This is a genomic window from Bartonella sp. AC70YNML (genome assembly GCF_042196545.1).
Classification (GTDB): domain Bacteria; phylum Pseudomonadota; class Alphaproteobacteria; order Rhizobiales; family Rhizobiaceae; genus Bartonella.
Map to the genome: position 1 here is coordinate 99,402 of NZ_JBHIQK010000004.1, position 26,805 is coordinate 126,206.

General features: G+C 37.7%; 21 protein-coding genes and 1 pseudogene. 19 read left to right on the top strand and 3 right to left on the bottom strand.

From position 1 onward, the window contains the following. Positions 1 to 367: 367 nt before the first annotated feature. The gene (locus ACFIMU_RS04675) at positions 368 to 1,231 is read right to left on the bottom strand and encodes a prephenate dehydratase (RefSeq protein WP_375606800.1); all 864 of its coding nucleotides are present in this window, start codon (positions 1,229 to 1,231) and stop codon (positions 368 to 370) included. Next, complete coding sequence (locus ACFIMU_RS04680; protein ID WP_375615150.1) at positions 1,228 to 1,959, bottom strand: 3-deoxy-manno-octulosonate cytidylyltransferase; 732 nt, start codon at positions 1,957 to 1,959, stop codon at positions 1,228 to 1,230. Before ACFIMU_RS04680 ends, ACFIMU_RS04675 begins: the two co-directional genes overlap by 4 nt. Before the next feature lie 104 nt (positions 1,960 to 2,063). Between ACFIMU_RS04680 and ACFIMU_RS04685 the strand changes: the two genes are divergently transcribed. Then, positions 2,064 to 2,627 carry a c-type cytochrome gene (locus tag ACFIMU_RS04685; protein WP_375606802.1) on the top strand — a complete coding sequence of 188 codons (564 nt, stop codon included), beginning with the start codon at positions 2,064 to 2,066 and terminating at the stop codon, positions 2,625 to 2,627. 897 nt (positions 2,628 to 3,524) lie between these two features. Here ACFIMU_RS04685 and ACFIMU_RS04690 read toward each other — a convergent pair. Next, positions 3,525 to 4,319 (bottom strand): molybdopterin-synthase adenylyltransferase MoeB, encoded by a 795-nt coding sequence (locus tag ACFIMU_RS04690; RefSeq protein ID WP_375608045.1) that lies wholly within the window; start codon positions 4,317 to 4,319, stop codon positions 3,525 to 3,527. Positions 4,320 to 4,406: 87 nt separating this feature from the next. Between ACFIMU_RS04690 and gshB the strand changes: the two genes are divergently transcribed. The 18 genes and pseudogenes from gshB to ACFIMU_RS04780 all read left to right on the top strand — a co-directional run. After that, on the top strand, positions 4,407 to 5,354 hold the full coding sequence (gene gshB, locus ACFIMU_RS04695; RefSeq protein WP_375608046.1) for a glutathione synthase: 948 nt from the start codon (positions 4,407 to 4,409) through the stop codon (positions 5,352 to 5,354). A 134-nt stretch (positions 5,355 to 5,488) separates the two neighbouring features. Then, positions 5,489 to 6,535, top strand: coding sequence for a substrate-binding domain-containing protein (locus ACFIMU_RS04700; RefSeq protein ID WP_375606805.1), 1,047 nt, complete (start codon positions 5,489 to 5,491; stop codon positions 6,533 to 6,535). 75 nt (positions 6,536 to 6,610) lie between these two features. Further along, positions 6,611 to 8,071, top strand: coding sequence for a phosphate ABC transporter permease subunit PstC (pstC, locus tag ACFIMU_RS04705; RefSeq protein WP_375696860.1), 1,461 nt, complete (start codon positions 6,611 to 6,613; stop codon positions 8,069 to 8,071). Then, complete coding sequence (pstA, locus tag ACFIMU_RS04710) at positions 8,068 to 9,360, top strand: phosphate ABC transporter permease PstA (protein ID WP_375696861.1); 1,293 nt, start codon at positions 8,068 to 8,070, stop codon at positions 9,358 to 9,360. The genes pstC and pstA overlap by 4 nt, the downstream gene beginning before the upstream one ends. 51 nt (positions 9,361 to 9,411) lie before the next feature. Further along, entirely contained in the window at positions 9,412 to 10,170 is a 759-nt protein-coding gene (pstB, locus tag ACFIMU_RS04715) for a phosphate ABC transporter ATP-binding protein PstB (protein ID WP_139412809.1), read from the top strand. Positions 10,171 to 10,191: 21 nt separating this feature from the next. After that, on the top strand, positions 10,192 to 10,914 hold the full coding sequence (gene phoU / locus ACFIMU_RS04720; protein ID WP_375696862.1) for a phosphate signaling complex protein PhoU: 723 nt from the start codon (positions 10,192 to 10,194) through the stop codon (positions 10,912 to 10,914). Positions 10,915 to 11,465: 551 nt separating this feature from the next. After that, a complete protein-coding gene (locus tag ACFIMU_RS04725; protein ID WP_375614567.1) occupies positions 11,466 to 12,299 on the top strand; it encodes a cell wall hydrolase in 834 nt (277 codons plus the stop codon). Positions 12,300 to 12,478: 179 nt separating this feature from the next. After that, positions 12,479 to 13,726, top strand: coding sequence for an aminopeptidase (locus ACFIMU_RS04730; RefSeq protein ID WP_375695733.1), 1,248 nt, complete (start codon positions 12,479 to 12,481; stop codon positions 13,724 to 13,726). A gap of 287 nt (positions 13,727 to 14,013) precedes the next feature. Continuing rightward, positions 14,014 to 14,889, top strand: a complete 876-nt coding sequence (gene mutM, locus ACFIMU_RS04735; RefSeq protein ID WP_375615144.1) for a bifunctional DNA-formamidopyrimidine glycosylase/DNA-(apurinic or apyrimidinic site) lyase — start codon at positions 14,014 to 14,016, stop codon at positions 14,887 to 14,889. An 85-nt stretch (positions 14,890 to 14,974) separates the two neighbouring features. Then, positions 14,975 to 16,369: a M20/M25/M40 family metallo-hydrolase gene (locus ACFIMU_RS04740; RefSeq protein ID WP_375614566.1), complete on the top strand. Its 1,395-nt coding sequence runs from the start codon at positions 14,975 to 14,977 to the stop codon at positions 16,367 to 16,369. Beyond that, the gene (locus tag ACFIMU_RS04745; RefSeq protein ID WP_375608049.1) at positions 16,362 to 16,982 is read left to right on the top strand and encodes a ribonuclease D; all 621 of its coding nucleotides are present in this window, start codon (positions 16,362 to 16,364) and stop codon (positions 16,980 to 16,982) included. The genes ACFIMU_RS04740 and ACFIMU_RS04745 overlap by 8 nt, the downstream gene beginning before the upstream one ends. A gap of 1,185 nt (positions 16,983 to 18,167) precedes the next feature. Then, entirely contained in the window at positions 18,168 to 18,497 is a 330-nt protein-coding gene (locus tag ACFIMU_RS04750; RefSeq protein ID WP_375695734.1) for a hypothetical protein, read from the top strand. Positions 18,498 to 19,971: 1,474 nt separating this feature from the next. Beyond that, positions 19,972 to 20,805: an outer membrane protein gene (locus ACFIMU_RS04755; protein WP_375606825.1), complete on the top strand. Its 834-nt coding sequence runs from the start codon at positions 19,972 to 19,974 to the stop codon at positions 20,803 to 20,805. Between the two features lie 339 nt (positions 20,806 to 21,144). Continuing rightward, positions 21,145 to 21,978 carry a porin gene (locus tag ACFIMU_RS04760; protein ID WP_375687504.1) on the top strand — a complete coding sequence of 278 codons (834 nt, stop codon included), beginning with the start codon at positions 21,145 to 21,147 and terminating at the stop codon, positions 21,976 to 21,978. Between the two features lie 731 nt (positions 21,979 to 22,709). Then, positions 22,710 to 22,844, top strand: coding sequence for a hypothetical protein (locus ACFIMU_RS04765; protein WP_375614562.1), 135 nt, complete (start codon positions 22,710 to 22,712; stop codon positions 22,842 to 22,844). A 125-nt stretch (positions 22,845 to 22,969) separates the two neighbouring features. After that, positions 22,970 to 23,095: a hypothetical protein gene (locus tag ACFIMU_RS04770; protein ID WP_375687506.1), complete on the top strand. Its 126-nt coding sequence runs from the start codon at positions 22,970 to 22,972 to the stop codon at positions 23,093 to 23,095. Between the two features lie 183 nt (positions 23,096 to 23,278). Further along, complete coding sequence (locus ACFIMU_RS04775; protein WP_375610524.1) at positions 23,279 to 24,166, top strand: outer membrane protein; 888 nt, start codon at positions 23,279 to 23,281, stop codon at positions 24,164 to 24,166. Positions 24,167 to 24,816: 650 nt separating this feature from the next. Further along, positions 24,817 to 26,805, top strand: a pseudogene (locus ACFIMU_RS04780) (hemagglutinin repeat-containing protein); the annotation flags it as partial.

Sequence of the window (26,805 nt, forward strand, 5' to 3'; positions counted from 1 at the left end):
AATTGTTTTGAGAGCGAATTTAGAAGTTCGTTATCTTTATTGGAATATTGTCAGAGGAAATGACTTTTCTCAAGAGTCTCTCTTTGAATATATAAAGGAAAATAGATGGTACAAGCGTTTTTATTTTTGGTTACTGTATTTTTTACACTGGTTTTTATACGAGTTGAATTGCGGTTTATCGTGATATAATTTGTGAGAAAATATTATGAAAATAATTTATATATTCTGTTACGAGCTGTTTTTTCTTCTTCAGTGTTTATAAAGGGTGTTGAGTAGAAAAAAACGAGCCCTTTCAAGATGCGTTGCATTATGAAATTTTTACGATGCTTTTTGATATCAACAAAAAATGATAGCAGCTTAATTGCTTTTATATATACGATGTTCGATCGTTTTGTGCTGGATAAGTACCGATAATACGCAGTTCTGCAGAAAAGAAAGATAATTCTTCTAAGGCAAGTTTCATCATCGGGTCTTCAGGATGTCCTTCAATATCAACAAAGAATTGTGTTGCATTGAAATTTCCACCAATTTGATAGCTTTCTAATTTTGTCATATTGATACCATTCGTTGCAAATCCTCCCATAGCTTTATAGAGAGCAGCGGGGACATTGCGCACTCGAAAAAGAAGACTGGTGATGATTTTTTCGCCATTTTGAGGTTTGGGGACATGTCGTTTGGAGCGTGAAAGGATGACAAAACGGGTAATATTATGAGGGTTATCTTCAACATTTCTTTCAAGAATATCAAGTCCATAGAGTTCTGCTGCGATTAAAGGTGCTAAGGCAGCCTGTGAACGTTTAGCATTTTTTTTAATAAATTTTGCAGCTCCAGCGGTGTCAGCAGAAACAACAGGTTTCCAACCGTTGTTTCGTATGATTTTTCGGCATTGTGCAAGGGCATGCGTATGGCTGTGGACGGTTTTAATTTCGTCATATGTAACGCCGGGCAAAACCATGAGTTGAAAATGGATAGGTAAAAAATATTCATCAATAATATAAAGAGACGACTGCGGTAAAAGATGATGAATGTCTGCAACGCGCCCTGCAAGAGTATTTTCAATAGGGATCATAGCAAGATCAGCTTTCCCGCTTTCCACTAAATTAAGAGCGTCTTCGAAAGTAGCAGAGGGAACAGCATCCATATTGGGGAACATATTGGAGCAAGCAATATGGGAATTAGCGCCGTATTCTCCTTGAAAAGAAATTTTATTGGTTTTTTTAAGTATTTTCATGCTAAAATCTCACAAGCTCTATCGAGATCATGTTGTGTGTCTACACCTAAGGGAATTGTATCGACTATTTCCACATCAATACGCATATTGTTTTCTAATGCACGTAATTGTTCAAGTTTTTCACGTTTCTCAAGTGGTGAGGGTTTGAATGATACAAATTTTTCAAGTGCTTCGCGCCTATAGGCGTATATTCCAATATGGTGATAAAGAGGACCATCTCCATAGGGTGCTGTGGCGCGAGTAAAATAAAGAGCACGAAGGCGATTTTGAGAAAGCGGTGTCCCAATGATCTTGACAACATTGGGATCTCTTGTTTCATTTTCTTCAATGATTTGAGCACCCAAGGTTGCAATATCAGTAAAGCTATTTTCTAAAGGGCGTAGTGCACGAATGATTTCACGAGGCATGATTGTTGGTAGGTCACCTTGTATATTTAAAATGGCGTTGTAGCGTTGTTCAGGATCAATGCGTACTAAAGCTTCATAAATACGATCAGATCCAGACTTATGATCACCTCGTGTTATGATATATTCATGCCCATAATCTGCAACAGCTTTAGCGATATCATTATGATCTGTTGCAACGATGGTTCGACCTAATGCGGCTTTTTTTGCTTGTTCTGCGACATGAACAATCATCGGCTTTCCAGCGATTTCAGCGAGAGCTTTTTGAGGTAGACGGGTTGAGCCCATACGGGCAGGGATAAGAATAATTGGTTCAAGAGCCATTGCAAGATTCCAAACGTCGTCTGTGATGCATTTAGGATGTTGTGTGTTATAAAGAAAAAGCTTATACTAAAAATGGTAATGAAACCATGAACATTTGAGTTTTTATGAATCGCTGGAGAGTTATCTATTTTGTTTTTGCTTGTTTATGTGTGTTGGTCATTGTTGTGGGAATTTCCACACTCAGCAATATAGTTTATGATCATCCTACATCAGTTCAATATTATCATACAGTTACCAAGAACGATATATTTAAAGAAAAACAAAAAGCACCTGATGTTTCCCTATCACTAAATAGCCGACTTCAACAAGGCAATTTTGAAAATGGCCGTAAAATTTTTCGCCAATGTGCCATATGCCATACTTCTGGACGCAATGAAGCAGGGCGTGTTGGTCCAGTTCTCTGGGAGATTGTTGACCGCCCTTTGGCATCAGCAGCAGGTTTTGCTTATTCACGGGCATTGCGTGCGCACTCTGATCAAAAATGGGATTTTGTAACGTTAGATCGTTATCTGCGTTCTCCGCGTGAAGCTTTTCCTGGGACTATTATGTCTTTTCGTGGAATTAAAAATGACCAAGATCGTGCTGATCTTTTGCTTTATTTACGCAGTTTATCCGATCATCCTGTTCCTTTACCAATGGATAATAATAAAGCGAACGAGCCAAATTAACTTATACCATAGATGTTAATTTTAGAAAGAAGTCTGATTTTTTTGTAATTTTAGTTTCACAGTTTTATAAAAAGAGCTCTTATTGATGTTTTGTTAGGGGGAACGCCCCTCACGCAAAACAGAACACATTTAACATTGCATATTTACTCGCTTATTTTAAAGAGATCTTTTATAAAAATGCACTTTTTACACTGTCGTCTGTGAATTGGTTTTCAAGATTTGTGTGCTTCACTTTTTCTACATATACTTGTCTGTGAAATTATTGCTGAAGGATTATCAATTCATGAGCCGCAGCTTTCTGCTTCTGAATGTAATAATTATGTAATTAAAGCTCTCCATGAGGTTTATCTTAATCCTTCTATACACATCAATTCCCATGTATTTTTCTTATGAACTGAGACAATTGATTGTTCTTATACGTGCAATAATCCTAAGCTGCATTTTATGATGCTTGATGAATAGACGTTTTCTCTTAAGGTTAGAAGTGTGTGGACAGATCATTGACCTTTTATAGTACCGATCACTAAAATATGACTTAGATTATTTATAGGTTATGGTTTGAAGTGAGCACTTTCATGTGAAACAATTTTTATGTGTGACTAGTAAAATAGTTGAATAGAGTTCCGTTGATTGTATTTTTATCTACGTTGAAAATTTTTTACACAAGAATACTGATGGGAGCTAAGTTTGCACGAGTCTCTGTCTATTTATAGACGATGACATGAAATTATGATGATAATCCATTATAGAGAATTATTTTTTCACAAAAGGTTTTCCATATTTGTGATAAATTTAATAGGTTTCATTGGTTACAATGTTTCGATGACTTACGATAAAATATTAGTATTTCAATACATATTGCGAGAGTGCTAAAAGTTAGTGGAAGAGAGAACATCATCAAGATTCTCCAAGCTTCTTAATAACTATGGCATTTTCTTTATAATTTGAGCGTTTATAAGTAATAATATTAAATTGTGCTAATAATCCATTATAGAGAAGAATCTTTCCTACTAATGGCTCTCCGATGTTTGTGATCATTTTAATAACTTCCATTGCTTGTAGGGTCCCAATAACACCGGGTAAAACACCGATAATTCCAGCTTCAGCGCATGTTGGAATAGTATCGGGAGCAGGAGGCGTGGGAAATAAATCGCGATAGTGAGGATTATTGTCTTTATATGGCATAAGGACGGTTAATGAGCCATTAAAACGTTCTACAGCACCACTTATTAAAGGTTTTTTACATTGGGCAGCGTGATCAGCAAGAAGATAGCGTGTCGTAAAATTATCACTTCCATCAACAATGATGTGGTAAGCATTGAGCAGTTTATCCACATTACTGTTATCTAAGCGTAGGGTGTGTTTTTCAACTACAACATGGGGATTTATTGCTTTTATAGTGGTTTCAGCACTGTCTGTTTTGCTTTTGTTCATTGCACTTGTTTTATGAATAACTTGGCGTTGTAAATTGGAAAGTGAAACAATGTCATTATCGATAATTCCAAGGGTTCCAACACCTGCGGCAGCCAAATAGGTTAAGACAGGAGCACCGAGACCACCAGCGCCCACAACAAGGACACGTGCTTTTTTTAGCTTTTGTTGCCCTGCACCACCAATCTCAGGCAAAATGATGTGGCGTGCATAGCGTTCGATTTCTTCGTTGCTTAATTTTGTATCTGTTTCTTGTGTCATAAATTTTCTCTTGTCATAGTTCTTTTATTGTTTACTAAGTTTATGATGCATAGACCAGTCTGCTTTTAGGATAGGGAGGATTTATTTATGAAAATTGCCATTCAGATGGATCATATTTCAACAGTTCGGATTCAAGGAGATACGACATTTGCACTCGCTTTAGCAGCACAAGAACGTGGACATTCTCTCTTCCATTATACACCAGATCGTTTATCTCTGTGCGATGGTTGTGTGATTGCACGACTAGAGCCATTGATTGTACATGATAAAGAGGGAAGCCACTATCAATTAGAAAAGCCTGTTCGCACAGAATTAACAGATATGGATGTGGTTCTTTTACGCCAAGATCCCCCTTTTGATCTCAATTATATCACCACGACTCATTTGTTAGAACGTATTCATCCTAAAACACTTGTTGTGAATGATCCGGCATGGGTACGCAACAGTCCAGAAAAAATTTTTGTTACTGAATTTTCCGATTTGATGCCAGAAACACTAATTACCAAAGATATTGAAGAAATAACAGCTTTTAGAAAGACATTTGGCGATATTATTGTTAAACCACTTTATGGGAATGGGGGCGCTGGTGTTTTTTATTTAAAACAAGATGATCGCAATTTAGCATCATTGTTGGAAATGTTTGCAGAAATTTATCACGAACCTTTTATTGTTCAGCGCTATTTAGAAGTAGTACGAAAAGGAGATAAAAGGATTATTTTGCTTGATGGTGCACCTGTTGGAGCTATTAATCGAATTCCGACAGAAACAGATGTGCGCTCTAATATGCATGTTGGAGGTCGCGCGGAAAATGTTGAGTTAACAAAACGTGATTATGAGATTTGTGAACGCATTGGTCCAGCCTTAAAGGAACGAGGTCTTCTTTTTGTGGGGATTGATGTGATTGGAGATTATATAACAGAAATCAATGTGACGTCTCCTACGGGAATTCGTGAAATTAAACGCTTCTGCGGTACAGATGTTGCTCATTTGTTTTGGGATGTTATTGAGTTCAAGCGTTCAAATGAATTTATTTGACAGAAGATAAAAACATGGTTTTAAAAAAATGATCCATATTGTTTTTTTATATTTGTTATGGTGCAAATGTGAACTACAATGACCGTATGATATGAATTAAGAGGCTTTGTCCTCAATTTTTAGGGAGTTTATAGATGAGCAGAGTATTATCAATTGGAGTGGGATTGATTTTTGCGCTACTGCTGTCAGCAAATGGAGGCAATGCACGCGATCAAATACAGATTACTGGTTCATCTACAGTTTTACCTTATCAAAAGATTGTTGCTGAGACATTTGGAGAAATTTATCCCCATTTTAAGGTTCCTGTTATCGAATCGGGTGGAACAGGAGCTGGTATTAAGGAGTTCTGCCGTGGTATTGGGGAGAACACTGTTGATATTGTTAATGCTTCGCGAGCAATGAAATCGAGTGAATTACAGTCTTGTTTTGATGCTGGTGTAAAAGATGTTGAGGAAATACGTATTGGGTATGATGGCATTGTTTTTGCAACAGATATTAAGGGGCCTGATTGGAAATTACAGCCAGTAGATGTTTATAAAGCCCTTGCTGCTCGAATTATTATAGACGGAAAATTGCAACCGAATAATTTTTTGAAATGGAGTACAGTTAATAGTGCTCTTCCTGATTGGACGATAGCAGCGTATATTCCTGGAGAGAAGCATGGGACACGTGAAGTTTTTGAGGAAAAATTACTTATTGAGGGGTGTAAAGAGAGTGGGGCAGTTGAGGTGATGAAGTCTTTAGGAATGGATGATAAGGAGATACACACTGCTTGTATTGCGGTACGTAAGGATGGAAAAGCGGTTGATATTGATGGTGATTATTCTGAAACATTTGCGCGTCTAACTTCTAATAAAACAGGGGTTGGTATTTTTGGTTTGTCTTTTTATCAAAATAATGCTGATAGGCTAAAGGTTGCCGATATTAACGGTTTTGCGCCAACAGTTGAGACGATTTCTAGTGGACAATATCCAGTTTCTCGTCCACTTTTTTTCTATATTAAGAAAGCACATTTAGGTATTATTTCAGGTTTGCGAGAGTATGTTGATTTTTTTCTTTCTGATCAAATGATTGGTCCAGAGGGTCCTTTGGCTGAATATGGTTTGATTGTTTCTCCTGAAAAGGAACGTCAAGCACAGCGTTTTGATTTTTCTGCTGGTCGAGTAATGACATTGAAATAATTTGCAGGGAAAATTTGTTAGATTTCTGGGATAGGAAATTTGGGTGCTATTTTTTTATAAAAACTGAAAGATAAAATGCGCATTTCCTTCATTATTTTGCTGTTATTAATTCTTGGATTTTGTGGCTTTTGTATTTCTTATATGCGTGCATGCTTTCTTGAATACAGACGACATAAAATGCATTCTCGTGCGTATTATTATGGCTGGTGGACATTTTTGATTACTGTTATTCCAGCTTTTATTTTTTTAATTTTTTGGGATTCTGGGAGTACAATTTATTTAGAATATAATGCCTCTCAAGAGCTTGAGGCATATAGTGCGCATATAACAGAGCCTGTAAATCATGATTTACTTTGGGAGACACTTCGAAGTCTTGCCAAAATGCTTCATCACTTTGAAGGGGATCTTTCTACCGCTTCCTATAAGACAGTGCAGGCACAATTATTCGCGAAGGGATTTATTTTACCTGATGAAGTATCGGATGATGTGTACACAATGGCACAGTCATGGGTATTTTCTTCTGAAAAGCTTCAGTTCATTGGTTATGGTTTCCTTTTTGCTATTGCATTCTTTGGTTTTATCTGTGGAATAATGCAAATTGCTCCTCATCAGCGTGCGCGTAATAAGGTTGAATCTTTGATTATTATTGGACTGGTTTGTGCTTCTATCGTTGCTATCTTGACGACAATAGCCATTGCACTTTCTATGTTTTTTCAGACAATAAGCTTTTTTCAGTCTGTATCTTTTTCAAATTTCTTTTTAGGAACGGTTTGGGATCCGCGTTTTTCCGCGAGCGGTTCAAGCGGTGAAGTAGGACAATTTGGTTTAATACCACTTCTTGCTGGTACGCTTTATATTGCATTTGTTGCCATGCTTTTTGCTGTACCTATAGGATTATTTTCAGCTCTTTATATGGCCGAGTATGCTTCTTCGCGATTGCGAGCAATTGTGAAGCCATTGTTAGAAGTTCTTGCTGGCATTCCAACGATTGTTTATGGCTTTTTTGCTTTGAAGGTTGTAGGACCATTTTTACGAGATCTCTCTGCTTCTCTCTCAGACGGGGTTAGTTTTATTATGGCGCAAAGTGTTTTGACTGCTGGAGTTGTGATGGGAATTATGTTGATTCCTTTTGTTTCCTCTTTGTCGGATGATGTTATAACAGCTGTTCCACGCATTTTACGTGAAGGTTCTTATGGTTTAGGAGCAACACAATCTGAAACAATTAAGAAAGTCGTTATACCGGCAGCGCTTCCAGGGATTATGGGAGCAATTTTGTTGACAGTATCGCGTGCAATTGGTGAAACAATGATTGTGGTTTTGGCGGCGGGTGTTGCTGCAAACTTAACACTCAATCCTTTCGAAGCAATGACGACGATGACAGTTAAGATTGTTAATCAATTGACTGGTGATTTTGAGTTTAACTCTCCACAAACTTTGGTGGCTTTTGCATTAGGAATGACACTCTTTGTCATGACACTTTTGATGAATATTCTAGCTCTTTATATTGTGCGTAAATATCGGGAACAATATGAATGAATGAAAAAATTCTTTTTCCTCGTCGCAATATTAGCCTCAAACGTCGGTATTGGGCTGAACGTCGTTTTCGTGCCTATGGTTTGATTGCCATTTTTATTGGTTTGTTTTTTTTATTTGCGCTTTTATGGTCTATCATTAGTCAAGGTTATACAGCCTTTTTGCAGAGTCAAATGACATTATCGATTTATTTGGATGAAAAGATTATTGATCCAGGTGGTCAACATAAAACAAATCCACAGGTCCTCATAATGGCGAATTATCCAATTCTTGTACGCAATGCGTTAGCCAAGAAACTTGATATCGATCAAAATGATCGAGCCTCCCTGCGGGATGTTAGCCGTATGTTTTCAAGTGGTGTACGTGTTCAACTCCGTGAAATGGTGACAAAGAATCCAAGACTGATTGGCACAATGCAAAAAATCAAAGTTTTGGCAGCTGCGGATATCGATTCTGCTTATAAGGGGCAGATTGATCTGCATGTAGCAGAAAAAAACCGTAAAGTTTCTAATCGGCAAATAGAATGGATAAAGCGTTTAGCGCATGATGGTACGCTTTATAAAACATTTAATGTTGGTTTTTTTACACTTGGCGCTTCAAGTCGTCCTGAGACTGCTGGGTTAGGGGTTGCGATTATTGGTTCTCTTTATATGATAGGCATTGTTTTATTGGTTTCACTTCCGGTAGGCATAGCAACGGCTCTTTATTTGGAAGAATATGCACGTAAAAATAAATTTACAGATTTTATCGAAGTTAATATCAATAATCTTGCAGCTGTTCCTTCGATTGTCTTTGGTCTTTTAGGACTCGCGGTTTTTATTAATTTTTTGGGATTACCACGTTCCGCTTCTTTTGTTGGGGGGCTTGTTTTAGCGCTCATGACTCTCCCCACGATTATTATTGCAACACGTTCTGCTTTGCGTGCTGTTCCTCTCTCTATTCGTGCAGCAGCTTTAGGGTTGGGGGCATCAAAAACACAAATGATTTTTCATCATGTTATTCCTTTAGCCGCGCCTGGTATTTTGACAGGTACAATTATTGGAGTAGCTCAGGCTTTGGGTGAAACTGCGCCTTTGCTTTTGATTGGAATGGTTGCTTTTGTTGTTAATATTCCTACGACTCCCATGGATCCAGCAACAGCGTTGCCTGTTCAAATTTTTATGTGGGCTGGTGAAGCAGAGCGCGCTTTTGTTGAAAAGACGTCAGGGGCTATTATTGTATTAATGATTTTTCTTGCGATCATGAATATTTCTGCGGTTTTTTTACGTCGACGATTTGAACGCCGCCAATAATTTTAATAAAATAACAATTTCGATAAGATTTTTGTAAGGTGAGTTTTTGTAATGAAGATTAAAATGCGTGGTCAGGATGTGAAGGTTTCTTATGGAGACAAAGAGGCACTCCATGGTATTACACTTGATATTCCTGAACATCAAGTGACTGCTTTGATTGGTCCATCAGGATGCGGGAAGTCAACTTTTTTGCGTTGTTTTAACCGTATGAATGATACAATTGAAGGTGCTAAAATAACGGGTCTTATTACCTTAGATGGGGAGAATATTTATGATCAGAGGATTGATGTTGTAGAATTGCGTGCTCGTGTTGGAATGGTTTTTCAAAAGCCTAGTCCTTTTCCAAAATCTATATTTGAGAATGTTGCGTATGGTCCACGCATTCACGGTTTGGTTAAAACACGCTCTGAATTGCATGATGTGGTTGAAAAGAGTTTGAGGCAGGCAGGTTTGTTTGAAGAAGTAAAAGACCGTCTTCATGATCTTGGAACAAGTTTATCAGGGGGACAACAACAGCGTTTGTGTATTGCACGTGCTATTGCGGTTAGTCCTGAAGTTATTTTGATGGATGAGCCTTGTTCAGCTCTCGATCCCATTGCGACAGCACGGATTGAAGAGCTTATCGATGCGTTACGGCAAAATTATACAATTGTTATTGTAACACATTCCATGCAACAGGCCGCACGTGTTTCTCAATATACGGCTATGTTTCATTTAGGGCATTTAGTAGAAGTTGGTGCGACTGAAATGATCTTTACCTCACCAAAAGAGCAACGGACGCAAGATTATATTACGGGGCGTTTTGGATAGGTAAATTGAGGAGTGTAAGATATGTCTATGAAACATACTGTCCGTTCTTATGATGAAGAACTAAAATATTTAAGAGTAAGGATTACAGAAATGGGGTGCCATGCAGAAAGGATGATTGAACGTTCTGTCGCATCGGTTGTGTGTAGTGATCTTCAACTTGCAACGACAGTGATTGCCGATGATGTGTTTTTAGATGAAGCAGAACGTGACATTGATGAAAAAGCCGTTGCTATTATATGCAAACGCCAACCGATGGCTGTTGATTTGCGTGAAATTATTGGAGCCATTCGTATTTCTTCTGATCTTGAGCGGATTGGGGATATGGCCAAAAACATTGCTAAGAGGACTGTTGCACTTTCAGAAATACGTCAATCTGCGTCCTTTTATCATGGACTTGAAACAATTACAGCTTTAGCGCTCAATCAATTAAAAGAAGTGTTAAATGCTTATACGAGTCGCCTATTAGAGCGTGTTGACGCTGTGCGGGAGCGTGATGAGAAGATTGATGCTTTGTATACTTCTCTTTTTCGTGAACTTTTGACGTATATGATGGAAGATATGCGCAATATTACGGTTTGTACGCACTTACTGTTTTGTTTAAAAAACATTGAACGAATTGGTGATCATGTTACCAATATTGCTGAAATGTTGCATTATATCATAACGGGTTATCATATGTCTTCTGATCGTCCTCGCGATGATCTTACTTATAAAGTTGGGGTAGGTGAGAAGAAAATAGATTAAAATTTTTCTTATATGTATAAAATAAGTTTGTAGATATATGAGTATTTTCTTAGAGTGCAGCTATAGAAAGAATAAGATAACCATCTTATGGAAAAGCACAAAGAAGTAACAAAGAGTTTTTTCAGAGAAGCATGGCAGATTTCTAACTCTTGATTTGACATATTTGTATATTGAATGATACCATCATTCACACTGTGGCTGGAGGGGAGTTTTCTAGGGGAATTTCCTTTCAGATCATTTTGTTAAAATTTTATATTCAAAGGGGATATCTGTATTATTTTTTTCGTATGTAGAAGAAGTGGATAGTGTTATTTTATTGTAATTGAAACGTCTGGGTTATTATGGCCTATATTGAATCGTGAAGAATAACAATATCGATCTGTAAATTAAGAGTTTTTTATTTTTTATTTTGCATAGATACTTTTTGATTACCTCTTGTATTAAAGTTTTACTGAGTGGTAACAATTAGCTATGTACTTTATTGAGAGATACATTTAAAGCTCATTTCAAAATTTGAATAGCTTAGAGATTATAGGAATGTGTTGCATAAGATGAAAAAAAATCGTTGGAATGTTTTTGTTACCTGTTGTGTAGCGCCGTTAGTTGTTGTGGGATGTGCTTCAAATCATTTAGATACTGGAAAAATAAATAATAAGACAAAAACGGTTACGTATCCATTGACAGAGCGTCAATGCCTTATGCGAGCGATGTATTTTGAATCAAATCGCACAAGCCGTGAAGGAATGATTGCCGTTGGGACGGTTGTTATGAATCGTGTTAATTCGACCGCCTATCCTAAGACGATTTGTGGTGTTGTTGGTCAATATAAGCAGTTTGCTCCTGGTGTTTTAACACGTCCTATGACGGAGAAAGCATCTGTTGCTCGTGTAAGAGAAGCGGCTGATGCCGTTTTACGGGGTGAACGAGATAAGAAAGTTAAACACGCTAAGTTTTTTCATACCGCTGGTTTGTCTTTTCCGTATAAAAACATGCACTATGTTCATGTTGCAGGGGGAAATGCTTTTTATGAAAAACGATCGCGTGATGGATCACTTCAAATTCCTACAAATAATCGCCCTTATGATGTTGCTTATGCGTTTGCCCAAGAACGTTCTGGTAATACGCCAAGCTTTGTGGATGAAAGTTTAGAAAGTAGAGGAATAAGAACAGAAAAGAGTATATCTTCTTCTACACAGGTAGCACAGTCCAAGACGGACCATCCTACGTCTTTTGCGATGGTACAGCTTGATAAAGTTCCCATTCCCGCCTATGCGCCTCAACATCCAGCTAGGAAAGAAGAAAATAAACCGATTATGGCGTTACCTTCATCAGATCAGTTAAATGCAATTGTTGCAATGTTAGAAAAACGGTACACAAACCGATAATTTTTGCACGACCAAGGAAGTGTTTTTACAATCCATTGCAGTTTATGAATTAAGTGAACTCTTTAGCGATCATGATATCCATAATTATACGTGGAGAAAGTAAATTCAAAAGATATTGAATAACAATTTATAATATGACGACATAAAGAACGCATTCTATTTAAAGAAGGGTATTGGTAATGTACTTTGATATTCATGAGACAATTTCGCCTGAAATGCTTAATCGTCTTGCAGAAATTACAGTGAAAGTGGGGTTGAATTTACAAGAGGGGCAGGATCTTGTTTTAACTGCTCCAGTTTCAGCCCTCCCTTTTGTTCGGCGTATCGCATATCATGCTTATAAGATTGGTGCTGGTGTCATTACACCAATTTTTAGTGATGATATGTTATCACTTACACGTTTTGAAAATGCTCATACGGCTAGTTTTGATTGTGCTCCTTCTTGGCTCTATGAGGGAATGGCAAAGGCTTATGAAAATGGGGCAGCACGTTTAGCGATTGTTGGTGATAATCCTTTGCTTTTGTCCAATCAAGATTTTGACAAGGTTGCGCGTTTGAATAAGGCGACTTCGTTAGCTTACCAGCCTGCTCTTAAAAAAATATCTAATTTTGCTATGAATTGGTCGATTGTTGCATATCCAACAGCAGGATGGGCTGAGGCGATGTTTCCTTCTTTACCTCTTAATGAGGCGATTAAAAAATTAGCTGATGCAATTTTTTCTGCTTCACGTGTTACAGAAGAAGATCCAGTGCATGCATGGAGTGTCCATAATGCAGCTTTGAAACAACGGTCATCTTGGCTTAATGAGCAGCGTTTCTCTGCTTTGCATTTTACAGGACCAGGTACCGATTTAACAGTTGGTTTGGCAGATGATCATGAATGGCATGGTGGTGCATCTGCAGCTCAAAATGGTGTTGTTTGCAATCCGAATATTCCGACAGAAGAAGTTTTCACGACTCCTCATGCTCATAAGGTTGAAGGTTTCGTTCGCTCAACAAAGCCTCTTTCTTATCAAGGAGCACTGATTGATAATATTGAGATGCGTTTTGAAGCAGGGCGTATTGTTGAGGCTCGTGCATCAACAGGTCAGGAAGTTTTGCAACAGGTTTTGCAAAGTGATGAAGGGGCTAGTCGCTTAGGTGAAGTTGCTCTTGTGCCCCATTCTTCACCAATTTCTAAGAGTGACCTCCTTTTTTATAATACCTTATTTGATGAAAATGCTGCATGTCATATTGCTTTAGGGCAGTGTTATTCCAAATGCTTTTTAGATGGGGCATCATTGACGTCAGAAGAGATTGCAGCACGTGGTGGAAATAAAAGTGTCATTCATATTGACTGGATGATTGGTTCTGGTGAAATTGACATAGATGGCATTACCCAAGATGGTGTAAGAGTTCCTGTATTTCGTAAGGGTGAATGGACTTAATTCTGTTATGCTGTAAAACTTCGTCATTTAAGGTGGGGTGGTATGCAAGTCTCATTGATACGCTAAGTATTTTAGAGTGTGTGGTATATATTCAAGGCAGGGTTTGGCCATAAAGCCTTTAGTTAAATGACTCACATGAGTAGAAAGCCAAGAGAAAGCCACTCAACAAGAAACTTGATTGTTTACAGACCAGATGTTGTGGGAGTCTTCGTTCTTTGAGGAGGGGGGGGAAGAAGCCAATTTATCAGTCATACGATTGGAAAGTGTATAATTATTAAAGAAGAGTAATGCCTGAGCTTCCTGAAGTAGAGACAGTTCGTCGTGGACTTGAGTCTGTTGTAACTGATGCAAAGATAGTATCTGTCAAACTTAATCGTAGAGATTTGCGTTTTCCTTTTCCTGAGGTGTTTTCTGAGCGCCTTATCGGCAGAAAAATTATAGAACTTGGTCGACGTGCGAAATATTTATTATTTCATCTTTCTCATAATGAAACGATTTTAAGCCATTTAGGAATGTCTGGTTCATGGCGTATAGAGAATGACATTTTGAGAAAAGCTTTTTCAACGAGAAATAAATTGGTTAAGCATGACCATTTTATCATGGATATTCAGACAAGGGATGGTGAATTTTATCATCTTATTTATAATGATGTGCGTCGCTTTGGGTTTATGCTTTTAGTCGATACGGACAAGCTTTATGAACATCCGCTTTTAAATAAGCTAGGGCTTGAACCTATGAGTAATTCGTTTTCTGGTCGTTATTTACAAAAGGCTTTTGTTAATAAAAAAATGTCTCTCAAGGGCGTTTTACTTGATCAGTCTATTGTTTCGGGTCTTGGGAATATTTATGTTTGCGAAGCACTTTGGCGGAGTCGTTTATCTCCACAACGTAGTGCATTTACATTGGCATCAAAAACGACACGTGCACGTGAATTTGCAGATTCTTTAGCACAAAATATACGCAATGTGATTTCTGAAGCCATTTTGTCCGGTGGCTCTTCTTTACGTGATTATATGCATATAGATGGTTCACTTGGTTATTTTCAACACGCTTTTTCAGTTTATGGACGAGAAGGCAAGGAATGTTTGGAATGTGGAACGCCTATTATACGTATTTTACAGGCTGGGCGTTCAAGTTTTTACTGCTCACAGTGTCAAAAATGAATAAGGTGTCTTGCAAAATCCTACAAGAGGCTTAAAGTCAGGTTCTTACAATTATACGAATATACGAGGCTTGAGAGGTTTTTTTATGTTGAATAAAGTATTAACACATCTTGATGAGAATATAGGAAAGAGCCTTGAACGCCTTTTTTCTCTTTTACGTTTCCAATCGATTTCTACAGACTTGGCTTATAAGGATGAATGTCGTAAAGCAGCTGATTGGTTGGTAGAAGATTTAAAAACAATAGGTTTTGAGGCTTCACGGCGTGATACACCAGGTCATCCAATGGTTGTTGGACATCATCCAGGGCCTTCAGATGATTGTCTGCATGTGTTATTTTATGGACATTATGATGTTCAACCTGTTGATCCATTAAATTTATGGGAAGATGATCCATTTAATCCTTCATTAAAGGAAAAAGATGGAGAAAAAGTTATTTGTGCTCGTGGCGCTTCTGATGACAAAGGTCAGCTCATGACCTTTGTTGAGGCATGTCGTGCATTTAAGAAAGAAACGGGGCAACTTCCCATTAAGGTTACTGTTTTATTTGAGGGAGAAGAAGAAAGTGGTTCTCCTTCTCTTGTTCCTTTTTTAAAAGAAAATAGGGATGAACTTAAGGCTGATTGTGCATTGGTTTGTGATACAGCAATGTGGGATGCCGATACACCATCTGTTTGTATTGCTCTTCGGGGTATTTTAGGAGAAGAGGTTACGATTACAGCAGCCGATCGTGATTTGCACTCTGGTGCTTATGGAGGGGTAGCTGCTAACCCTATTCATATTTTAACAAAAATCTTAGCAGGACTTCATGATGACAATGGTCGTGTAACGCTTCCAGGTTTTTATGATGGAGTTGAAGAAACACCTTCACAGATTTTGCAATCATGGAATGTCCTGAATTGTACTGCTGAAAATTTTCTTGGTCCTATAGGACTTTCCATTCCTGCTGGTGAAAAAGGACGGAGCATTTTAGAACTTGTATGGGCGCGTCCTACAGCAGAAGTTAACGGGATTAGTGGTGGTTATGAAGGAGAAGGAATAAAAACAGTTATTGCTTCTCAAGCGAATGCGAAAGTATCTTTTCGTTTAGTGCATAAGCAAGATCCAGAGAAAATACGCCAAGCTTTCCGTCATTATGTGTGCGGTCTTATTCCTGCTGATTGTACTGTTGAATTTAAGGGGCATGGTGGTTCTTCTGCAATTCAAATTCCTTATGATTCACCTTTTATCAAGGCCGCAAAAGAAGCTTTGTCGCAAGAATGGAGCAATCCTGCTATACTCGACGCTATGGGGGGATCAATTCCGGTTGTGGGAGATTTTCAGTCAATTCTTGATATGGAATCTGTTCTGGTTGGATTTGCATTATATAATGATCGTATTCATTCTCCCAATGAAAAGTATAATTTAAAATCGTTTCATAAGGGGCAGCGGTCTTGGGCGCGTATTCTTGCAGCTTTAGCAAATAGGAGGGTAAATGGCTGAGATTCGTGTTCATCAAGGTGATTTACCAAACTTAGACAATTATAAAACTGATGCTATTGCGATTGATACCGAAACTTTAGGCTTACAACCGCATCGTGATCGTTTATGTGTTGTGCAGCTTTCTGCCGGAGATGGTACTGCTGATATTATACAAATTGCTAAAGGACAAAAGAGTGCACCTAATTTGGTCAAGCTTCTTGAAGATAACGCGGTTACCAAAATATTTCATTTTGGGCGTTTTGATCTTGCTATTTTAGCGCATACATTTGGTGTTATGCCAGAAGCTGTTTTTTGTACAAAAATTGCTTCTAGACTCACGCGTACTTATACGGATCGTCATGGCTTAAAAGAAGTTTGTAATGAATTGCTGAATGTGAATATTTCTAAACAGCAACAATCTTCCGATTGGGCAGCAGAAACGTTATCGCAGGCACAAATTGAATATGCTGCGTCGGATGTGTTATATTTGCATCGTTTAAAGGTTATATTTGAAGAACGTTTAAGACGTGAAGAGCGAGAAAATGTTGCCAAGGCATGCTTTCAATTTTTGCCTATGAGAGCTAGGCTTGATCTTTTAGGATGGGCGGAAGTTGATATTTTTGCGCATAGCTAACTTTAAAATTGGCTTTTAAATGGAGTTAATTATTGATGTGAGAGGGAAAAATGCTTGTACATTATGGGCATTTTATCCTCTCATCTTTACCATCATTTTTAATTCTGCTTTACGACTTTCAAAAGTATTTAAAGCAATGTCTGTTAAATAATAGAGATTACGCATTGCCTCATGCTTTTGTTTCTCATGTTTTTAATGGATTTACGTTTTTCGTGTGAAACAGAACGCCCTAAACGGAATATGTTTGTGTTGCTAATTCATGTGCTTTTTTAAAGAAACCGGCACCAAAGTCCATTTTACAGGGGCGCTTATGAATGGTATAACGATAAAGCCTCCAATACCAATATAAAATCTATTGAACACTACCATCTTACGCTTATAGAGTTAACAAGCTGCTACTATCACACATTTTGCCAACACCCAATTTTGCGATAACCCTTGGCACTAGAGACGATTCATAAAAGGCATTTTTAGTCCTTTATTGTACAGCTTCACTCCACATAGGCTTCCCCACTTGTAATGTACAAACAAATGGTTTTGGTTGATTCAACATGAGGAAGATTTGGAATGAAAGGGTTTTTATGGTATTCGGAGTTCTAATTTAATCTGGATAACGATATATTATCATTATAAATAAATATGTTATATGATTAATATATAAAGGCAACCATGATTATACTGAACAATGCAAAGAACGACACCTAGAAACAAATTAGCAAGGAATATGCTTTTACCAAATTAAAATGTTATAATAACTTTTGCGTTTAAATGGCCTCATAAGATAAAACTTCTTTTTTCAAGAGTCTTATCCATATATCAACCTCATTTATGACATGTAAGCGAATAATTTTGCTTAATGTATCATGAGCGAATTTAAAATAAGATAATCTTATGATACTGAGAGCGCTCATTCGATAGGGGGGAATTATAAATCAATATGTTGATATGACATTTGTGTATTTTATTCTCCCTAGACGATATTTTGTGCTTTTATGCATTGCCAAACAAGTGATTTCTATGTTTGTAAAGTGGGGCAATTTGCATTTATTTTAAAATTAAAATGTTTCAAAGCTTTGTTTTTTGAGGATTCTCACTTTTTATCTATAAACATGCTATTTTTTCTGGAAATTTGCAATGAAGACACTAGGTAAAATCCATTATGGATATTTCTACGAGGTTAAATTTATGAACATAAAATATTTTATGACAACTTTTGCTACGTTTGCTTCAATCTCTGTAGCTCAGGGTGCTTCTTTCTTGTTTTCTCAAAAGTTAATACAGGACATATCTACGATTGTTCTTCCTAGAGATCTTTTTTCTAGTGAACAATTGAGCAAGATCTTCTCTGAAGTTGTTCAAATGGAACTTTCTTGCACGAATAACAACCAATGCATAACAGCAGCTAAGTTAGTCCCTGTGTTACATTCTGGTAAAAAAAGAGGTCATTATCCTAAAAAAGGATTAGGGAAAGGAAGACGACCAGACTTATTTAGACGAAGTCCAATGAGTTATTAAAAAGTAAAAAAACAGCATCAAGAGGTCTAACGTATGATCGGGAATTGAAGAGAGGAGATATTTTTTATCATTTGAAAAGTGGAGGAGCAGTTGTTCGCAAAGGGTATTATAATTGTGTACGGAGGGGGGAAGAGTACTATTTGGAAAAGATATGGGGAAGTGGATTTCGGTGCAAGAATACTCTATATAATGGCAATCGCTCGTTACAAAATTCATGGATTTGGATAAATATAGCCTCCGGATTTTGGGTTGCGCTATTATGCTGTAAATACTGTCATTTTAAGCGTGACTATACAGTGCATATCAAACTCCTTGATAAGAGTGTTTTTAGAATAGGGCTTGTCCAGAGGGAGCATTTAGTTAAGTGAATCACATGGGGAAGGAGCTAAGAAAAATTCTTTCGACAAGAAACTAAGCTGTTTGCAGAGAGGATTTGAGAGGATACTTCATCAAAATCAAGTGAAAAAACAAAAATGTTAAACTTTTGATCTTTGATGGTATGCTTCGACTACAGATATGAAATATTCATTTGTCTATGATTCAAAATATCAGATATTTTTTCTGCCAAATTCATGATTTTTAAAGCAAGGTGTGGTTTGAAAACTTTAAGAAAGATTTCTCATTTTTTCAGCTCTAAGGATATTTCTATATAAGTTTTAATGTTTATCATACCGGTTGTCTGTCTTTAGGCATTTTTTTCAATTTAGTCTTGTAAAGAAGTATGAAATGATAGCCTACAAATAATGCTGAAGCTCTGGAAAAGATTTTCTAGAAAGTTAAGCAGAAGCGTAAGTATTTCAAAAAATAATAAATGCCTAATTAAAACAAAGAGCATGTGTGATGAAATTGCATGGTAATTTTGTTGCAGTCCATAGGGTAGTGGAGATCTTGTTTTGTGCGATACAAGCATTCTTTACAATGATGAAAAAACAATCAAAGAGCTATTCACATTTTGTTATGCGAACGATGAAGCTAAAAACGTTGTTTGTATGAATTTAAATAGAACGGTTGCATTTGGCTGTTCTCAATATTTTAACAGTTCTCGCTATTTTTGATATTGAGAGTATTCATAGGTGGCATTTTAGCCTTTAATAGTTTTATTTATCCACACACATTTGCTCTTTTGTGATGTGCAGGGGAATGGTTTTCGTTATTTTAATATAAATGAGAGCATCTTCAATAGTGCAGGTGAGCTATAAAAGACAATCTTTCATAGCCATAGTACATGCTTTACACGGAGGGTTCTGTGACGCAGTTTTTTGCAAAATTTATAAAGGAGAGCAAATGTGACAAGAGAAAATCATTTATGCAGTGGCATAGTTTAATTCTTATTTATTACAGATCAAGCAATTAAGGGTGCTTTGATTGGCTTTTTGTTTTTTTATAAGTGTATCATTTTTGCTACAGATATCTGAAGATGGAGCTCTATATGAAATGGTGTGTTCAAATAAATATTCAGCTATGGAGAGAAAATATGAATATGAAATGGTTAATAACAGCTTCTGCTTTCGCTTTTGTTTCAGCTTCAGCAGCACAAGCAGCAGATGTTATTGTTCCCCCAAGTCCAACACCTGTTGCTCCCGTTATTGTTGCTCCAACTTTTTCTTGGACAGGTTTTTATGTTGGGGGCCAGATTGGTGGTTTTTCGGGTAAAACGAAAATGGATATTCTCAGTAACGGAAAAAAGATTCCAGTGCCTGATGACCTTTTGCCTAAACTCTCTGGTTTCATGGGTGGTCTTTACGCAGGTTCCAACGTTGATCTTGGTAATGGCCTTATTCTAGGTGTTGATACAGATATCATGTGGTCTAATAAAGATGACACGAAGACAGGAAAAACATATGTCATTGCCCCAGAACACATCAATTATATTAACAAGGTATTAAAAGACGCTGCAATTAATATTGGTAAAGATGCGCTTAAACCTGGCGCTAAACGAACCCACAGTTTCACTTTTAAAGAAAAGTGGGCTGGTGCAACGCGCGTGCGTATTGGTTTTGCAGCTGAACGCATTATGCCTTATGTTGCTGGTGGTATCGCTTATACACAGCTTCAAGATAGTGCGTTGATTTCAATAACAGATAAAGATTCAGACAAAGTAATCGCTTCTGGTACTCTGTCTGATGAAACAAAGACCCTTGTTGGTTACACCCTTGGTGCTGGTGTTGATTTAGCAATGACCAATAATATTATTGTACGTGCGGAATATCGTTACTCAGATTTTGGTAAAAAGAAATTCTCAAATGATAAATATGAGACTTCTTACAAAACCAATGATTTCCGTGTAGGTGTTGCTTACAAATTTTAACAGATGGTAAGTTAAATAACGAAGAGGCTCCGTCTTTGACAGAGCCTCTGTTATTTTCTGTTGCTATATTATCACACAACACATAATTTATTGTGGATATGAAAAGATATTCTTCAGGTTTTTTAAAAAATATTATTCATAAGCAATAAACAATAATTATATTTAAAATCAATAAGTTATTACATTATACAGCTTACGGTTTCTCGTACAAAATCAAGCTATGAAGCATTTTTTTCTGGGATAAGCCCTCCATTTTCTGTAACTGTATCATTTTTACTACAGCTTTTCTTTCTGTAATCTTGTAGCACTGTGCTCATAAATAAATTAGGAGCAAAGTTTATGAATATAAAATCTTTAGTAACAACTTCTATTATCGCTATGGCGGCTGCTTCTGCAGCACAAGCTGCTGATGTTGTCATCCCTCGTGAAACAGCCCCAGCAGTTATCGCAGCCCCTTCATTTTCTTGGACAGGCTTTTATATCGGTGGTCAAGTTGGCAACTTTTCAGGTAAAGTTGATGTATATGATTCAGAAACAAAAAAGAAACTTACAGATAAAGATTGGACACCTAAGCCTTCCGGTTTCATGGGTGGTATTTATGTAGGCTCCAACGTAGATCTTGGTAATGGCCTCATTCTAGGTGTTGAAACCGATGCAGTCTGGGCAGGCCGCGAAGATTCAAAAGCGCATTCAGAAACCATTGGGGGAATTGGCCTTGACGGTTTCAAAGCTGAGCTTATAGCAGCGAAAGCTACACCTGCTACAGGAAAAACTATTGCTGGTATCGTAGCGACTGACAAACGGATAGATAGCACCTCTTTAAAAGAAAAATGGTCTGGTGCAACACGCGTTCGTATCGGTTTTACAGCAGTTGATCGCATTATGCCTTATTTCGCTGGTGGTATTGCTTATACGCAGCTGCAAGTGGTCGATTCTCTTAAGGCAGCGACAGCTGAAGGTGCTGAAATCGCTTCTGCTAAAGTGTTTGATGAAACAAAAACGATGGTTGGTTTCACTGTAGGTGGTGGTGTTGATTTCGCAATGACAGACAATGTTTTGTTGCGTGCAGAATACCGTTACTCAGACTTTGGTAAAAAAGCATTTGTAAAGGATGGGGATAAACTAGCTTACAAAACCAATGATTTCCGTGTAGGTGTTGCTTACAAATTCTAATTTCGTAAAAACGAAATGATGAAGACAAAATGAAAAATCATGAGGCTCTGTTAAAGACGGAGCCTCTTTTATTTTTCTATTGCTATATTATCACATACCTTATATTTGTTGGGGATGTAAAAGATATTATTCGGATTTTCTTAAAAAGATTTTCATAAACAAGAGACAATAACTACGGTGTAAAATCAATATCTTATGCATATATTTATAACTTACAATTTCTTGTACGAAGTGAAGTTATGAAATTATTTTATATTGGGTTCGTCTTTCGTTAATAAATTAGGAGCAAAGTTTACGAATATAAAATCTTTAATCATAATTTCTGTTATCATGATAACTACAGCTTTGCGACACAAGCTGCTAATGCTATCATTCTTGGTGAAGTAGCTCCAACAGGTATTGCTGCTCCTACTTTTTTTGAACAGGGTTTTATATCGGTGGTCAAGTTGGCAATTTTTCAAGCCAAGTTGATCTATTTGATTTAGAGATAAAAAAACTCCATACAAATATGGATTGCCTAAACTTTCAGGTTTGATTGGCGGTTTTTATACAGGATCTAACTTTGATCTTGGAAATGTCTTCATCTTAGGTGTTGTAACAGATGCAGTCTGGGCATGACCGTGGAAACACAAAAACGTACTTAGAGGATCTTGAGGCGTATGAGATATAAAAACTTAGCCAAAATCTTATAAATGCTAGCGTTACTTTGGCTGATGCAGAAAAGCTTCACGATGATGATACAATGGTTTATAATTTTTACTGAAGAAGAAAAATGGTCTAGTTTAACATGGGCCCGTATTAGTTTTGTAGTTGCTAATCGTATAATACCTTATTTTGCTGATGGTATTGCTTATACGCAAATGTAGGGCATTTCCGCAATTGAAGTGAAAAAAGAGGCTGGCTGATAATACTGGTCAAGTGATCGCTTCTGCTAATTTGCATGATGAAGACAAAGATACTGGTTAGTTTCACTTTAGGTGTTGACTTTGCAATGACAGACAATGTTCTGTTGCGTGCAGAGCACCATTACTCAGACTTTCGTAAGAAGCAATTTGCAAAGAATAAACTAGGCTATACAACCAATGACTTTCGTGTAGGTGTCGCTTACAAGTTCTAATTTCATCAAAAGTGCAATTATGAATACAAAGTATTAATAAAAAATTAAATTTCCAAAAGATATTGACTTTTACAAAAGCGCTGTTTTCTGGGATTTTTATTTGTATGATTGTGACATTTTTACTACAGCTTTTCTATTTATAATCTTGTAAGGTCGTTTTATAGTTAATTTAGGAGCAAAATTATGAATACAAAATCTTTAATAGCAACTTCTATTGCTGCTTTAATTTCAGCTTCTGCAGCACAAGCTGCTGATGTTATCATCCCTCGTGAAACAACCCCAGCAGTTATCGCAGCAGCCCCTTCGTTTTCTTGGACAGGCTTTTATCTTGGTGGTCAAGTTGGTAACTTTTCGAGTAAAACTAAAGTAACTATTCCAGGAGAAGATAAAGAACTTGTCAAAAAAGATAACACACCTAGTCCTTCAGGTTTCATGGGTGGGATTTATGCCGGATCTAACGTAGATCTTGGAAATGGTCTCATTCTCGGTGTTGAAACCGATGCAGTTTGGGCAGACCGTGAAGAATCAAAAACAGCCCGTGAATTGACTCTTACTAAAGAAGATGTGGCATTTTTTAATAATGCCCTTGAAAAAGCTAAGGTTGAATTAAAAGATCAGCAACGGTTTGAAATAGGTGACAAGGTAACGGAAAAGCACAGTTATAAAGAAAAATGGTCTGGTGCTACACGCGTTCGTATCGGTTTTGCTGCTGTTGACCGTATTATGCCTTATGTTGCTGGTGGTATTGCCTATGCGCAGGTACAGGGCATTCAGTCAGTTGCAGGAAAAGGAGAGAGAGCTAAAGTTGAGCAGAATGCTGGCGGGGATAAAAATGTTAATGCAGAGAATAAGCAAAGCGTAGATTTGACGGGTGGTGCTTGGGCTGATGAAACGAAGACAATGGTTGGTTTTACTATTGGTGGTGGAGTTGATTTTGCAATGACAGACAACGTTCTTTTACGTGCAGAATACCGTTACTCCGATTTTGGTAAAAAGAAATTCGCCAACGATACACGTGAATTCAATTACAAAACCAATGATTTCCGTGTAGGCGTCGCTTACAAATTCTAATTTCCTAAAAATAAAATTATAAGCACAAAAAAATACGAAGGCCTCGTTTAACGGGGCCTTTATTTTATTAGCCCTCTATTTTAATCTCTCTTAATCTTCTATTTTTTATTTGTATCATTTTATGCTATAAGACTGTAAAGAAGAAAGTTTTATATTATAGAGGGCGAATTGGTGGTATATATGGATTTTATAGCTACTGATTACATAAAATTTTATATCACGGCTATCATTTTACGCCTAAGTGGAGAGTATTTAATTAATCTCAGAAATAGGAAAAGATCATAACCAGTGACGAACTTTAGTCTACTTTTATATACCAGATTAGAACGAGCGTACTACATCTGTTGGAGTAAGTTCTGAAACGGGAATACAGCCTCATTGGGGAAGAATATAAAGTTACAAAGAGAAAAACTAGTTTCCAACTTTATCATCTTCTTTTAATTTAGCTTTACGATTTTCAAAAGCATTTAGAGTAATGTCTTTTAAATAATGAAAATGAAGATGACGCATTATCTTACGTTTTTGTTTATTGCATTCTTTTTATGGGATTATACTCCTCATGCAAAACAGAACGCCCCAACGGAATACATTTGTTGTTGTGTATTCACACATTTGTTTTAAAGAAATATTTTTCAAAGTATATCAATCCCACTTATGTATCTGGAAAAGATTTGAATATCTTAGGCTCTGATGTTCAAACAACGGATAAACTTCTCTTGCAAGCTGAGAAGAATGTTTCGATTGATGCCACACGCAACAGTGCCAATAGCCATCGCGGGGATCAAACCTTTCATGTTGCCTTGCACAATGGCTCTCATTTAAGTTCTGGAAAAGAGACCACTGTTCTCTCTGGAAAAGATATCCATATTGCTGCTTCCGATATAGATGCCAAGGGTAATGTTGCTCTTGGCGCCCAAGGGGAGGTAACAATAGGGGTAAGAAACGATGAGATGGAGTATCATCTTCAGGGCAAAAACACGAAAGTGGATATGCAAGCCTCTCATGCCGTTGGCTCTTCGATAAAATCGGGAGGTGACACCACTGTCATTGCAGGGCAGGATGGCAAACCGCATGATCTTAGCATCACAGGTAGTTCCATTGCGGCTGATGGCAAGGTGGGGCTGAAAGCCAGCAACGATGTCCTGATCAATAATGCAGAGGATAGCTTACATTATGAGATGTCGTACCATAAAGAGGGTGGGGTGTTTAGTAGCAGTAAATCTGAGCATAACAAGATGGATGTGAGCCAAATTGTGGGGTCAAGCATAACAGGGGGTGAAGGCATTACCATTGACTCAGGAAACAACACGGAAGTTGTAGCCTCGACGCTCATAGCCGGTAAGGCAGAGGAAACGTCAGGAGAGAAAGCACCAGGAGATCAAAAACAAGCGGATATTACCATTCATTCTGGGGGAAAGATTACTATCAAAGGTGCCCAAGAACACTTGGATCAGCAAGCACAATCGTCATCAAGTGGCTTTTTGCATGAGAAATCGTCCGATACATCTCAATCGCATACCACAACGGTCTCCTCTATCCTTGGGGCAACGGGCAACATCGTGTTAGACGCACAAGGAGAAGCCAAGATTTCTGCTTCTCATCTGCTTTCCGGTCAAGATATCAATGTGACAGCAGAAAATGTGACGATTGATGGCATGACAGATCACCATAAAAGCCATTCAGAGACCCATGAAACGGGTTTTGGTGTGGGATCAGGCAAGGGCTTTGTATCGATATACGGGAGTGAGGGAAAGACAGAAAATGAAGAGAGTTTTGAGCATCAAGGTTCTTCTCTCAATGCGGATGGCAATATCACCATCACTGCCAAGAAAAAAGATGTGACAATTGTTGGCTCTGATCTTGCAGGTGAGAATATTAACCTTTCGGCAGCGCGTGATGTCAATGTGCTTGTTGGTCATAATAGCCATAGGGCAAACTCAAAGGAAGAACGTACAGGCTTTGGGTTTCAGTTTGAAAAGAGCAACAGCGGTGCTTCCTTGGGGGTTGGAATTGCAAGCGCCAAAGATACGGGCGATCAATGGGAAACCACTTCTACACAATCACACATCACGGCACGCCAAGATGTGCAGATTACTGCTGACAATGATGTGAATTTACAAGCAGCCATTGTTTCGGCGGATCGTGATGTGAACATTGATGCCGGCAATAATATCACCCTATCAGAAAGCTATGATACCTCTAACGCAAAAGAAAAGCATGAAAAGTCTTTTGCTGGTGTGACAGGCTCTGTCAATGTGGGCATTCTTGGTACAGTAAAAGATGTAAAGGATGCAGCCAAACGTTTTGGTCATGGGGATACAAAACACAAAATCGGCAATGGTCTTATTGCTGGTCTAAAAGGCTATGATCTCTATAGTAAAGGCAAAGGTCTTTATAATGGGATGAAAGGTGGAAACAAACAGTCTATTCGTGATATTGCTGATGTTTCTGCTAGCGTAACCGTGGGCTTTAAGACAGAGAAGGCAGAAGCCTCTGTTCAGACCTCTACAGCGGTAACAGATAGCATAGAAGCAGGACGCGCTGTTAATATGCAAGCCCACAAAGGCAGCATTCATGGTGTTGGAGCCGATATTATTGCCGGTACAAACCCGATGCAAAGCAATGATGAACAGAGCGGG